Consider the following 13,033-nt stretch of genomic DNA (forward strand, 5'->3'; position numbering starts at 1 on the left):
ACACTTTGACAACGGCGCTGAAACGATTTGCGAACAGCGCTACGCGACGGCGCATCGCAGCAGTTAAACGCACTTTTATCTGGAAAACACATTGTTAACCTGGCCGACCTCGGCAGGTGCAGGCGCGACACCGATACTGGTACAGATTGAAAAAACGACGGCGGGGGCTGGGCATGGCAGAACAGACGACACCGAACACCGGACTATCCAGAGCTCCGAACCCTGGCCGGCATGCCGTGATGACGACCGGAGCGGTCGCCGTCGTGGCCGGGCCGGCTCCCGGGCGCCGAAAGATGAATGATTTGCTGGCGCGACGGTTCGCGCAGTCATACGGCGGCACTCCGGGCGCCGCGCACGTGCAACGCGCGGCCCTCCCCGCACCCGGCGATGACAGTGAACTGTTCGGCGTCATCGCCCACGCGCTGGAACAGCCACTCGAAACCGGCCGGCCTTGGGAATGCTGGATCATCGAAGGCCTGGCTGAGGGCCGATGGGCGTTACTGGTCAAGACGGCCCTGGAACCCGGAGCGGCACACCTTCTGACCCGGCTCTGCGACGACGACGGCGCTGCCGATCCGGTTGCCAAACCCCAGTCCGCGCAGGCGATCCCCGGGCCACCCGGCTGGGCCGACAGCCTGTGGCAGGCGGCGGCCCGCGCCGTCACCGGTGTGCTGCGCCCCTGGCCGGCCGGCAACCAGCCACCCGCCATGCGCCGGTACCGGTCGGTGGTCGTCCCCCGCCGCCCCGTCGACCAACTCGCCCGCAAATTCGGCGTCACCGCCGACGACGTCGCGTTCGCGGCAGTCACCGAGTCGTTCCGAACGGCCCTGATACAGCGCGGTGAGCAGCCGCGGGCGGATGCGTTGCGCGTGTCGGGGCCGGTGTTGACAACCCTCCCTGTCGAGCACCAGGACCCCATCCAACAGCTGCGCGCGGTGCACGCGTCGTCCGGCCGGAGCGCCCCGCCGGACTCACCGCTCACGTTGTGTGCCAAAGTTTTTCATGCGCTGACCCGGCAATCACCACATGCCGTGACACTGGCGCCCGCCGCTGCCGGAGCGCGGTTGCGGCTGATGGGCCGACGGGTCGAGCGGGTCCTGCCGATTCCACCGATCGCCCCGGGCGTCGGGGTCACGGTGATCTCTTACGACGGCGACCTGGTCTTCGGCATCACCGCGGACTATGACACCCCCTGGGACATCAACGGGCTTGCCGCCGGCATCGAGGCGGGCGTGGCCCGGCTGATCGCGCTCAACCGCGACTCGGTCGTGCTGTTCGACCGCCGGCGCAAGCGCCGCACACCGCCTAACAGCGCGGCGCGCTGGCGGCCGCCGCCGGCGCCGGCACGGGTGCGCCACTGACGAACACCGGCGTTGACCACCGTGAGAAGGTGGGTCATGCCAAATTCGGGGCCGGTGACCATCGACCCACGCCATCACGATGCGGTGTTGTTCGACAAGGCCCTGCCGTCCTCGCGACAACTGCTCGACCAGCTGCACGAGGTTCATGTCGGTACCGCCGTATGCGGCTCCGAGGAGCTTGTCGGGACGGCCGGGAAGTTGGGCACCCGGCCGGGACGATGTGCCGTGGTGGCGGCGGACGCACGCGCGGCAAACGCCGCCCGAGAAGCCGGATTCGCATTGGTGATCGCGGTCGGCGCCGAACCGGTCAAGAGTGCCGACGCGGTGGTGGCCGACCCGGTTGCTATCAAGGTCCGCACCGGCGACAAGCGCATGTCCGAGTTGCCCGACGCCCGGCAGGCCGTCAATCTCGCCGGTCAATCCCCCGCAGTGTTCTTCGACTTCGACGGCACCTTGTCGGATATTGTCAACGACCCCGACGCGGCCCGGCCGGTCGCGGGCGCCACCGAGGCGCTGCGGGAACTGGCCGCGCAGTGCCCGGTTGCCATCCTCAGCGGCCGTGACCTGGCCGACGTGTCCAAACGCGTGGGCGTGCCCGGCATCTGGTACGCCGGCAGCCACGGATTCGAACTCACCGCACCCGATGGCACCCACCACCAGAACGAAGAAGCTGCGGTGGCCATACCAGTCCTCGAGCAGGCGGCCGGACAGCTGCGTGAGCAACTCGGCTCGATTCCCGGTGTTGTGGTGGAACACAAGCGCTTTGGCGTCGCGGTGCACTACCGCAATGCCGCGCGCGATCGGGTTGGCGAGGTGATGGCGACGGTGCGCAACGCCGGGCAGCGCGATGCGTTGCGGGTGACCACCGGTCGCGAAGTCATCGAACTACGGCCGGATCTCGACTGGGACAAGGGCAAAACTCTGCGGTGGGTGATGGAGCACCTCGGTGCACAGGCGGGCCACCGATTGCCCATCTATCTCGGTGACGACATCACCGACGAGGACGCATTCGATGCGGTGCGCGCCGACGGCATCCCAATTCTGGTGCGGCACAACGACGATGGCGACCGGGCCACGGCGGCGCTGTTCGCCGTGGACAGTCCCGCCCAGGCCGCCGAATTCACTCATCAGCTGGCCCGGGAATTATCTGACGCTGGCGTGAATTAACCTTCGCCCCACCATAATCCGACTATTTACGGACAACCTCGGCAAAATGACCGAGGCGCGGCCGGATCGGGGTTAGGCTGCGCGGCAGTCTATCGGGAGGACTGCCGTGTCGTTCGTGTATGCAAATCCAGAATTCATGACCGCAGCGGCGGCAGAGGTGGCGGCCATCAGATCAGCGCTCGACGCGGCCGCCGCGGCGGCACTGGCTCCGACAACGCATGTGCAGGCCGCGGCCGCCGATGAGATTTCCGCGGCGGTCACCGTGGCGTTCGGCCAACACGGCGCCTCGTTTCAGGCGATCAGCGCGCAGGCAAGAGCGTTTCAAAGCCAGTTCACGCAGGCGCTGGCCGCTGGCGCCAACTCGTATGCGCTCGCCGAGTCCACCAATGTGCAGCAGATCCTGCTGGACGCGATCAACGCGCCCACCCAGACATTGCTGGGCCGCCCGTTGATCGGCAACGGTGCAGACGGCACGGCGGCCAGCCCGAACGGCGGGGCCGGCGGACTGCTCTACGGCAACGGCGGCAACGGCTTCACGCAGACCACTGCCGGGGTGGCCGGCGGCGCCGGTGGGTCGGCGGGCTTCATCGGCAACGGCGGCATCGGCGGTAACGGCGGGGCCGGCGCGGCCGGCGGGGCCGGTGGCAGCGGTGGTTGGCTGTACGGCAATGGCGGCGCCGGTGGCAGCGGCGGTGCCGCTACCAGCCTCGGTGCCGCCGGCGGTGCCGGTGGCGCCGGCGGCAACGCGTGGTTGTGGGGCTCGGGTGGCGGCGGTGGCGGCGGTGCGGCCGGCGCCGACGGTGACGCGGTCACGCCGGGCGGGGCGGGTGGCGCCGGCGGCTACGGCGGGAACGCCGGGCTGTTCAGCGGTGTCGCCGGCGCCGGCGGCAACGGTGGCCATGGTGCGGCCGGGCAGAACACCCTGACCGCCTCGGCCGGTGGCGCGGGTGGGGGCGGCGGGCACGCCGGACTGTTCGGCAACGGCGGGTCCGGCGGAGCCGGCGGTGTCGGTGGGGAGAACAGCCAGTCCGGCCCGTCCGCGGGCGCCGGCGGAGCCGGGGGCGCCGGCGGCGGTGGCGGCTATCTGTTGGGCGACGGCGGAGCGGGTGGGGCAGGCGGGGCGGGCGGCGCCAACGTCAGCGGAGGAGGAGCCGGCGGCACCGGAGGTGCCGGCGGGGCCGGGGGCGCCGCGGGATGGCTATTCGGCAACGGCGGTGCCGGGGCCGCAGGGGGCGACGGCGGAAGCTCCAACGGCGGCGGCTCCACCGGCGGCAATGGCGGTGCCGGAGGGAACGGCGGCGCCGGTGCGGGCCTCTACGGCAATGGTGGGACCGCCGGTGCCGGCGGCTCGGGCGGTGTGAATGTCGCGAGCGGTAATGGCGGCGCCGGCGCTGCCGGCGGGACAGGGGGCAGCGCCGGACTGATCGGCAACGGTGGTCACGGCGGTGCGGGCGGCGCCGGGTCACACCAGACCGGCGGAACCGGCAACGGCGGCGCCGGAGGCAACGGCGGGGCCGGCGGAACCGGTGGCTGGCTGTCCGGCAACGGTGGCGATGCCGGCGACGGCGGGGCCGGCGGTCGCAACAACGCGGGCGGCACCAATTCCTCCGGCGGTTACGCCGGAGACGGCGGCGCCGGCGGCAGCGCCCGCTTGAACGGGGCCGGAGGCCACGGCGGGCAAGGCGGAGCAGGTGGAAACACGGTCGGCCGACAAGCCGGGTCGATAGGCGGTCACGGCGGTGCCGGTGGTGCCGGGGGCAACGGCGGGTGGCTGACCGGCGATGCCGGCGCGGGCGGTAGCGGCGGCAGCGGCGGCAGTAATACGGCCGCCGCCGGCGGTACTCGCAACGGCAACGCCGGCGGCGCCGGTGGTGCCGGCGGCAACGGGGGCGCCGGAGGCAACGCCGGACTGTTCGGCAACGGTGGTAACGCCGGCACGGGCGGCAACGGCGGTGGCGGCGGCGGCGCCCAGACCGGTGTCGACGGCACACCCACCCAACAGGGCGGCACCGGAGGCACCGGCGGAGCCGGAGGCAGTGGTGGGGCCGGCGCCAACGGCGGCCGCAGCGGCCTGCTGGCCGGAAACGGCGGCAGCGGCGGCAGCGGCGGGACCGGCGGGACCGGTGGCACCGCCGGCAATGGCGGTAAACAGGGTGTCCCCGGCATCGGAGGCAACGGCGGCACCGGCGGGGCTGGCGGCACCGGCGGTAGCGGCGGCACCGGCGCGAACGGCGGCCTGCTCTACGGCAACGGCGGCGGCGGGGGCAACGGCGGTACCGGGGGCGCCGGTGGTCCGTTCGGCGCTGGGGTCAGTGGCGGCTCACAAGGTGCACAAGGAAACGGCGGCCACGGCGGTGCAGGGGCAGTCGGCGGCAGCGCACAGACGATCGGCAACGGCGGCAACGGCGGCAACGGCGGCGACGGCGGACTCAGCACCACCCCGGGAATCGGCGGACTCGGTGCCGCCGGCGGTGCGAAGGGCACGCTGTTCGGTGCGGCCGGGGCACACGGCGGCGACGGGACCTGACCCGTCCGCTCACCCGCATGTGACACGCTGGACACTCCGGTGTCGAGCGTGGGCTACCGCGGCTAGGAGTGTGTCCGATCAGCAAGCTCGGTTTCTGGAGCATCGTCATGCTCGGAATCAACGCCGTCATCGGAGCCGGCATCTTCTTGACCCCCGGCGCGGTCATCAAGCTGGCAGGCCCGCTGGCACCGCTGGCCTACGTCCTGGCCGGCGTGTTCGCCGGCATCATGGCTCTCGTCTTCGCCACCGCCGCCCGATACGTCCGGACCAACGGCGCCTCGTACGCCTATACGACGGCCGCGTTCGGTCAGCGGATCGGCATCTACGTCGGGGTCACGCACGCAATAGTCGCCTCCATCGCATGGGGTGTACTGGCCACGCTGTTCGTTTCGACCTTGCTCAGAGTTGTTTTCCCGCAACAACACTGGGACCGGGACACCCATTTGTTCAGCGTCAAGACGTTGACGTTCCTGCTCTTCATCGGCGTGCTGCTGCTGATCAACCTGTTCGGCAACCGGGTGATCAAATGGGCCAACGGCATCTCCACCGTCGGGAAGGTGTTCGCGCTCGGCGTCTTCGTCGCCGGCGGTCTCTGGGTGATCACCACGCAGCACGTGAACAACTACGCCACGGCAGACGATCCCGGTGTGTATCAACCGGCGCCCTACGCCTTGTTCGGGGTCGTCGAACTCGGTCAGAGCACGCTCACGGGCGTGGTGCTGGCCACTGTGGCCGCGCTGTACGCCTTCACCGGCTTCGAATCGATCGCGAACGCCGCCGAGGAGATGGACGAACCCGACCGCAATCTGCCCCGCGCGATCCCGCTGTCGATTCTGGCGGTCGGCACCGTCTACGTGCTGGCGGTCACGGTGGCAATGCTGTTGGGCTCCAACCAGATTGTGCAGTCCACCGCTACGGTCAAACTGGCCGCGGCGATCGGGAACGACACCTTCCGCAGCATCGTCGTCCTGGGCGCGCTGGTGTCGATGTTCGGTATCAACGTGGCCGCGTCGTTCGGTGCGCCGCGACTGTGGACCGCGCTGGCGGACACCGGCACCCTGCCCCACCGCCTGTCGCGACAGAACCGGTTCGGCGTCCCGATGCTGGCTTTCGCCATCACCGCGGCGCTCGCGCTGGCCTTTCCGCTGGCGCTGCGCTTCGACAGCGAGACCCTGACCGGGCTGGCGGTGATCGCCCGGTTCATCCAGTTCATCATCGTCCCGATCGCCCTGATCGTCCTGGCCCGCGACCGCACCGGCCCGCATTCACAGGTGCGGCGAAACACGTTCACCGACAAGGTGTTACCGGTAGCGGCGGTGGTGATCTCGGTGGCGCTCGCGGTGTCGTTCGACTACCGGACGCTGATCATGCGGCCACACGGCGGCGCCAACTACTTCTCGATCGTGCTGATCGTGCTGACGTTCGTCGTGGTGCCGGCCGCCGCGTACCTGCACTACTACCGCGCGGTGAAACCCAGCCCTGACGGCGTCGACCCGCAGCGCCCGGCTCCGCCGCGCTTGCGATCGCCGCTACCCTGACGGCGTCGACCCGCAGCGCCCGGCTCCACCGCGCTTGCGATCGCCGCTATGACACGTACTCGACTTCGCCGTCGTCGAGCACCAGCCGCGGCCCCTGACCTTCGGCGCCGGAAGCCTCGGTGCGGAAGACCGCCTTGCCCGGCCCGGTCTTCCAAATCAAGGTCGACAGCGTCTCCCCGGGGAACACCGGTTTGGTGAACCGCGCGGCGATCGAGGTGATGTTGGCGGCGACGCCCTGGCCCAACTCGGCCACCAGTGCGCGGCCCGCGACCCCATAGGTGCACAGCCCGTGCAGAATCGGCTTGGGGAAGCCGGCCAGGTTCGTGGCGAACCAGGGATCGCTGTGCAGCGGGTTGCGGTCGCCGGACAACCGGTAGATCAGCGCCTGATCCTCGCGGGTGGGCAGCTCGACACGCACGTCGGGCTCGCGGTCAGGGAACTCCGGAGCCACCGGCCGCTCCCCCTTCTCGCCCCCGAAGCCGCCCTCACCGCGGATGACGAGCGTGGTCAGCGTCTCGGCGACCAGCGTCCCGGAGTCGGGATCGGTACCTTTGCCGCGCAGCATCAGGATGGCGTTCTTGCCCTCGCCCTTGTCCTGGATGTCGACGACCTCCGAGACGACGGACAACTTGCCGGCCGGCGGAAGCGGCGCGTGCAGCCGGACGGTCTGCGATCCGTGTAAGAGCATGGCCCAGTTGAACGTTCCCACCTTGCCGGCGGCCCCGAAAGCCGGGCAGCAGATCACCGCATAGGTCGGTAGCACCTGCTGCGGGATGTCGTGGCTGTTTTCGGTGGTGAAGGAAAGATCCTCGAGCCCGGCTCCCACTCCGAGCGCATACAGCAGCGTGTCCCGGTCGGTCCACTCGAACAGCTGCGGCTTGGTCACCGCTCCGACGGCACTCGGGTCAATCGCCATGCGAGTCTCCTCCAGATGTCAATTCCGCAATTTCGGTGAAGTAACCATCGCAAACCCTTCCCACCAACGGTGTCGGCAGGGCAGGCTATCGCCATGGCGAAGCGCACCTTGGTCCGAAAGGTCTCCCAATTCGTAGCTGTGGCCGCCGTGGCGGTGATCCTGGGGGCCTGCAGCAGCAGCCCGCAGGCACGCAGCATCACCCTCACCTTCATCCGCAACGCGCAGTCCCAGGCCAACGCCGACGGCATCATCGACACCGCGGTGCCCGGCCCCAGCCTCACCGCCGACGGCAAGGGACAGGCTCAGCAGCTCGCCCATCAGGTCGGACACACCGAGTTCGACGCCTTGTACTCCTCCCCCATGGCTGCCGACCAGCAGACCGCCGGGCCACTGGCCACCGAGGTCGGCCGGCAGGTCGAGGTCCTGCAGGGCCTGCAGTCGATCAACGCCGGGTGGTACAACGGCAAGCCCGAGTCGATGGCGAACTCGACCTACATGTTGGCGCCGGTCCGCTGGGTGGACGGCGACGTGGACACCAGCATCCCGGGCTCGGTGAGCGGCAGCGACTTCAACTCTCAGTTCAGCGCCGCGGTCCGCAAGATCTACGACAGCGGACACAACAAGCCGGCGGTGTTCTCCCAGGGCACGGCGATCATGGTGTGGACGCTGATGAACGTCAGAAACCCCAAGCTGAGCCTGCTCAACAGCCACCCGCTGCCCAACGTCGGGCGCGTGGTGATCAGCGGCAACCCGGTCAGCGGCTGGACGCTGGTCGACTGGGACGGCGTGCGCAGCTTCAACTGAGCGCGCGTCAAGGTTGACGCGGGCGGCGCAATGCCGCCACGATGGGCTGCATGCGGTATGTCGTTACCGGCGGTACCGGGTTCATTGGCCGCCGACTCGTTTCCCGTCTACTCGACCACGATCCCGGCGCGCAGGTCTGGGTATTGGTCCGTCGCCGGTCGCTGGGCCGCTTCGAGCGTCTCGCCCTGGACTGGGGTGATCGGGCAAAACCCCTGGTCGGGGAGCTGCCGGAGCTGGATCTGCCCGATCAGGTGATCGCCGAACTCGGACCCGTCGACCACCTGGTGCACTGCGCGGCCATCTACGACATCACCGCCGGCGAGGCCGAACAGCGGGCGGCGAACGTCGAGGGCACCCGCGCGGCCGTCACCCTGGCACAGCGGCTGGGCGCCACGTTCCACCACGTTTCCTCGATCGCGGTGGCCGGTGACTTCCGGGGCGAATACACCGAGGACGACTTCGACGTCGGCCAGAGTTTGCCGACCCCGTACCACCGAACGAAATTCGAGGCCGAGGCCCTGGTACGGAACACGCCCGGGCTGCGCCACCGCATTTACCGCCCGGCGGTGGTGGTGGGCGATTCCCGCACCGGCGAGATGGACAAGGTCGACGGGCCCTACTACTTCTTCGGCGTGCTGGCCAAGCTGGCCGTCCTGCCGTCGTTCACACCGATGATGCTGCCGGACACCGGACGCACCAACATCGTCCCGGTCGACTACGTGGCCGACGCGCTCGTGGCACTCATGCACGCCGACGGCTCGGCTTCTCTAGACGGTCAGACGTTCCACCTGACGGCACCCACCACCGTCGGGCTGCGCGGTATCTACCGGGGCATCGCGCGAGCCGCCGGGCTGCCGCCGCTTCGCGGGACGCTGCCGCGCTCGATGGCGACCTCGGTGCTGAAGGTGAGCGGGCGCGCCAAAGTGGTGCGCAACATGGCGGCCACCCAGCTCGGCGTGCCCGCCGAAGTTCTCGACGTGGTCGACCTGGCCCCCACCTTCGTCAGTGACAAGACACGGGAGGCGTTGCAGGGCACCGGGATTGCAGTCCCCGAGTTCGCCGCATACGCGCCGAAGCTGTGGCGGTACTGGGCTGAACACCTTGACCCCGACCGCGCCCGGCGCGACGACCCGAACGGACCACTGGTGGGCCGGCACGTCATCATCACCGGCGCATCCAGCGGTATCGGGCGCGCCTCGGCGCTGGCCGTGGCGCGGCGCGGCGCCACCGTGTTCGCGCTGGCCCGCAATGGCGAAGCCCTCGACGAGCTGGTCGAGGAGATTCGCGCGGGCGGCGGGCAGGCCTACGCGTTCACCTGCGACATCACCGATACGGCGTCGGTGGAGCACACCGTCAAAGACATCCTGGGCCGCTTCGACCACGTCGACTATCTGGTGAACAACGCCGGTCGCTCAATCCGCCGCTCGGTGGTCAATTCGACCGATCGCCTGCACGATTACGAACGCGTCATGGCTGTCAACTACTTCGGTGCGGTGCGGATGGTCTTGGCGCTGTTGCCGCACTGGCGTGAGCGCAGGTTCGGTCACGTCGTCAACGTCTCCAGCGCCGGCGTGCAGGCACGAAACCCGAAGTACAGCTCGTATCTGCCCACCAAGGCGGCGCTGGACGCGTTCGCTGACGTGGTGTCCACCGAGACGCTGTCCGACCACATCACGTTCACCAATATCCACATGCCACTGGTGGCGACGCCGATGATCGCGCCGTCCAAGCGGCTCAACCCGGTGCCGGCCATCAGTGCCGAGCGCGCGGCCGCGATGGTGGTGCGCGGCCTGGTGGAGAAACCGGTGCGCATCGACACCCCGATGGGCACCCTCGCCGAAGCCGGACATCAGTTCGCGCCCCGGCTGTCCCGCCGGATTCTGCACCAGCTCTACCTCGGCTATCCCGATTCCGCCGCCGCCCGCGGTGTCGCCAAACCGACCGAAGCCGTTGCCCCGCAACCCCGTAGGCCCAGGCGCCCCAGCCGGGGCGTGCGCGCCGTCCCGCGGGTGGGGGTGCCCAAGCCGGTCAAGCAGATGGCCCGGCTGGTGCCGGGCGTGCACTGGTGATCACTTCTCGCAGGTGAACTGGTCGACGTCGATGTAGCCCATGCGGAACATCTCGGCGCAACCGGTGAGGTACTTGATGTAGCGCTCGTAGACCTCCTCGGACTGCAGCGCGATGGCCTCGTCCTTGTGCGCCGCCAGTGCCGCTGACCAGATGTCGAGAGTCTTGGCGTAGTGCGGCTGCAGCGATTGCACGCGGGTGACGGTGAATCCGTTCGCGGTGGCCCGCTCCTGCACCATCGGTATCGACGGCAGCCGACCACCCGGAAAGATCTCCGTCACAATGAATTTGACGAACCGGGCAAACTCGAACGTCAGCGGCAGACCGCGTTCCTTCATCTCCAGCGGGTGCAGCCCGGTGATGGTGTGCAACAGCATGATTCCGTCATCCGGCAGCAGGCGGTGCGCGAGGGTGAAGAACGCGTCATAGCGCTCGTGCCCGAAATGCTCGAACGCGCCGATGCTGACGATACGGTCGATCGGCTCGTCAAACTGCTCCCAGCCCTGCAGCAGAACACGTTTGGTGCGCGGGCTGTCGGATTTCGCGAACAGCTGCTCGACGTGATTGGCCTGGTTCCTGCTCAGGGTGAGGCCGACGACGTTGACGTCATAGCGCTGCACCGCGCGCATCATGGTGGCGCCCCAGCCGCATCCGACGTCGAGCAGGGTCATACCCGGCTGCAGTCCGAGTTTGCCCAGTGCGAGATCGATCTTGGCGATCTGCGCCTCTTCCAGCGTCATGTCATCGCGCTCGAAATACGCGCAGCTGTAGGTCTGGGTGGGGTCCAGGAACAGCCGGAAAAAGTCGTCGGACAGGTCGTAGTGCGCCTGAACGTCGTCAAAATGCGGGGTCAGATCATCGGGCATTCGCCCAGCGTATCGTGGCGCCGGTGAGCGCCGTGTTCGTCGATGTCGACACCGGCATCGACGACGCCCTCGCCCTCATCTATTTGCTGGCAAGCGACGCCGATCTGGTGGGCATCGCCTCCACCGGGGGCAATATCGCGGTCGAGCAGGTGTGCGCGAACAACCTTGGCCTGCTGGACCTGTGCCGGGCCGCCGCCATCCCCGTCTCCCGCGGAGCCGACCGGCCGTTGAACGGCGAGCGTCCGCGGCGCGGGGATTTCCACGGCCCCAACGGTGTGGGATATGCCGAGCTGCCGCGCAGCGATCGGCGGCTCACCGAGCACGATGCCGCGACGGCCTGGGTGCGCGCGGCACGCGCTCATCCCGGCGAGCTGGTCGGGCTGGCGACCGCGCCCTTGACGAACCTGGCGCTGGCCTTGCGCATGGAGCCGGCGCTGCCGAGCCTGGTGCAGCGACTGGTGGTCATGGGCGGGGTGTTCGACGGACAAGGTCCGCCGGAATGGAACATCAGGGTGGATGCGGACGCGGCGGCCGAAGTGTTCGCGGCCTGGGCCGGCCAACCACGACTGCCCGTCGTGTGCGGGTTGGACCTGACGCGCACGGTGGTCATGACGCCCCCGATGCTGGACGGTCTGCCCGCCGCGTCGCCGGTGATCCGGTTCATCCGGGAGGCGATGCGGTTCTACTTCGAGGTGTACCGGGACCGTGGCCTCGGGTACCTGGCTCATCTGCACGATCCGCTGGCCGCGGCCGTGGCGCTGGACCCGCAGCTGGTGGTGACCAGGACCGCCACGGTGCACGTCGAGGTGGCAGGCAACCCGGGCATGACCTCAGCCGACTGGAATGGCGCAGGAAAGCCGAACGCACAGATAGGCATTGACGTCGATTCCGAGGCATTCTTCGCGCGGTTCATGTATCGGGTCAAAGAGTTCGCCAACCGGTTGCGCTGACCGGCGGCTACCGGACGCTCCGGTTTGGGGTGCTGTTCCCAGGGTATCTTCGGACCGTGCCGGCGGGCGGTGCCCATCGCCCAGACACCGCCCCTTACCCGGCCACAAGACCGGAAGTCAAGGTCAAGCAGCTGAAACCATACCAACAGTATGGCACATGCGTCCCAAAAAATACCGTTGAACGGTTGCGCAATTGACCCCTGACCCCCTAATTTATAAGCACGGTGAGATTCAGATCACGTATGAGGCGACAAAGCAACGAAGCGTTGGTCACAACTTGGTCTGCACCGCGGGGAGGCGGCCGCACATCACGGCCGGATAGTGAGGGGAAGACTTCGTGTCAGGAACACGACCGGCCGCTCGGCGGCTGAACCTTGTCGCCGTCAGCAGCGCCCAGCACGCCGAAGACGGCGGCGAACGAGGTTGGGTATCACAGGGCCTGTGCAGGTCCAAAGACCCCGATGAGCTGTTCGTGAGCGGAGCGGCGCAACGCCAAGCGGCCGCCATCTGCCGACACTGCCCGGTATTGCGGGAGTGCGGCGCGGACGCGCTCGACAACAAGGTCGAATTCGGCGTCTGGGGCGGCATGACCGAACGGCAGCGCAGGGCCCTGCTCAAGGAGCACCCGGACGTCGTGTCGTGGTCGACCTTCTTGAACAAGCGCAAGTCGCGCTCCGCCGGCTAGTCCGGCGCAGCAGTCATCATTACTTTTCTGTTACAACGCCGATCGCCAATCTTGGCCTGATTGCCGAAACCCGCACCACTGCAACGGATCCGCCGAATCGAGCGGGCGCTCCGGAGCGGCTGATTTTTCACCGGCGGTAAATCCGCAGCATT

General features: G+C 68.7%; 10 protein-coding genes. 8 read left to right on the forward strand and 2 right to left on the reverse strand.

The window, feature by feature from the left end; translation table 11 throughout:
• Positions 1-239 precede the first annotated feature (239 nt).
• From QXK92_RS13550 to QXK92_RS13565, 4 genes are all read left to right on the forward strand, one after another.
• On the forward strand, positions 240-1,361 hold the full coding sequence (locus tag QXK92_RS13550; RefSeq protein WP_306242117.1) for a wax ester/triacylglycerol synthase domain-containing protein: 1,122 nt from the start codon (positions 240-242) through the stop codon (positions 1,359-1,361).
• A 36-nt stretch (positions 1,362-1,397) separates the two neighbouring features.
• Positions 1,398-2,528, forward strand: coding sequence for a trehalose-phosphatase (otsB, locus tag QXK92_RS13555; protein ID WP_306242118.1), 1,131 nt, complete (start codon positions 1,398-1,400; stop codon positions 2,526-2,528).
• Positions 2,529-2,634: 106 nt separating this feature from the next.
• Positions 2,635-5,055 (forward strand): PE family protein, encoded by a 2,421-nt coding sequence (locus QXK92_RS13560; protein WP_306242119.1) that lies wholly within the window; start codon positions 2,635-2,637, stop codon positions 5,053-5,055.
• Positions 5,056-5,162: 107 nt separating this feature from the next.
• Positions 5,163-6,593, forward strand: coding sequence for an APC family permease (locus tag QXK92_RS13565; RefSeq protein WP_371934512.1), 1,431 nt, complete (start codon positions 5,163-5,165; stop codon positions 6,591-6,593).
• 46 nt (positions 6,594-6,639) lie between these two features.
• Here the strand turns inward: QXK92_RS13565 and QXK92_RS13570 are convergent, their stop codons facing one another.
• On the reverse strand, positions 6,640-7,509 hold the full coding sequence (locus QXK92_RS13570) for a MaoC family dehydratase (RefSeq protein ID WP_306242122.1): 870 nt from the start codon (positions 7,507-7,509) through the stop codon (positions 6,640-6,642).
• Positions 7,510-7,602: 93 nt separating this feature from the next.
• Between QXK92_RS13570 and QXK92_RS13575 the strand changes: the two genes are divergently transcribed.
• Complete coding sequence (locus QXK92_RS13575) at positions 7,603-8,313, forward strand: histidine phosphatase family protein (protein ID WP_306242123.1); 711 nt, start codon at positions 7,603-7,605, stop codon at positions 8,311-8,313.
• 50 nt (positions 8,314-8,363) lie between these two features.
• A complete protein-coding gene (locus QXK92_RS13580; RefSeq protein ID WP_306242124.1) occupies positions 8,364-10,382 on the forward strand; it encodes an SDR family oxidoreductase in 2,019 nt (672 codons plus the stop codon).
• Here the strand turns inward: QXK92_RS13580 and cmaA1 are convergent, their stop codons facing one another.
• Positions 10,383-11,246: a cyclopropane mycolic acid synthase CmaA1 gene (gene cmaA1 / locus QXK92_RS13585; RefSeq protein WP_306242126.1), complete on the reverse strand. Its 864-nt coding sequence runs from the start codon at positions 11,244-11,246 to the stop codon at positions 10,383-10,385.
• Between the two features lie 14 nt (positions 11,247-11,260).
• Between cmaA1 and QXK92_RS13590 the strand changes: the two genes are divergently transcribed.
• Together QXK92_RS13590 and QXK92_RS13595 are read left to right on the forward strand one after the other, a co-directional pair.
• Positions 11,261-12,196, forward strand: a complete 936-nt coding sequence (locus tag QXK92_RS13590) for a nucleoside hydrolase (protein ID WP_306242127.1) — start codon at positions 11,261-11,263, stop codon at positions 12,194-12,196.
• A gap of 337 nt (positions 12,197-12,533) precedes the next feature.
• A complete protein-coding gene (locus QXK92_RS13595) occupies positions 12,534-12,881 on the forward strand; it encodes a WhiB family transcriptional regulator (protein WP_371934165.1) in 348 nt (115 codons plus the stop codon).
• Positions 12,882-13,033 lie beyond the last annotated feature (152 nt).

It is taken from the genome of Mycobacterium sp. TY815 (genome assembly GCF_030755135.1).
In the GTDB taxonomy this organism is placed as follows: domain Bacteria; phylum Actinomycetota; class Actinomycetes; order Mycobacteriales; family Mycobacteriaceae; genus Mycobacterium.

Excerpts from the sequence above, each read along its gene's own strand:
- QXK92_RS13550 (WP_306242117.1), top strand. The coding sequence starts at position 240 with ATGACGACCGGAGCGGTCGCCGTCGTGGCCGGGCCGGCTCCCGGGCGC.
- otsB (WP_306242118.1), top strand. The coding sequence starts at position 1,398 with ATGCCAAATTCGGGGCCGGTGACCATCGACCCACGCCATCACGATGCG.
- QXK92_RS13565 (WP_371934512.1), top strand. The coding sequence starts at position 5,163 with ATGCTCGGAATCAACGCCGTCATCGGAGCCGGCATCTTCTTGACCCCC.
- QXK92_RS13570 (WP_306242122.1), bottom strand. The coding sequence starts at position 7,509 with ATGGCGATTGACCCGAGTGCCGTCGGAGCGGTGACCAAGCCGCAGCTG.
- QXK92_RS13575 (WP_306242123.1), top strand. The coding sequence starts at position 7,603 with ATGGCGAAGCGCACCTTGGTCCGAAAGGTCTCCCAATTCGTAGCTGTG.
- QXK92_RS13580 (WP_306242124.1), top strand. The coding sequence starts at position 8,364 with ATGCGGTATGTCGTTACCGGCGGTACCGGGTTCATTGGCCGCCGACTC.
- cmaA1 (WP_306242126.1), bottom strand. The coding sequence starts at position 11,246 with ATGCCCGATGATCTGACCCCGCATTTTGACGACGTTCAGGCGCACTAC.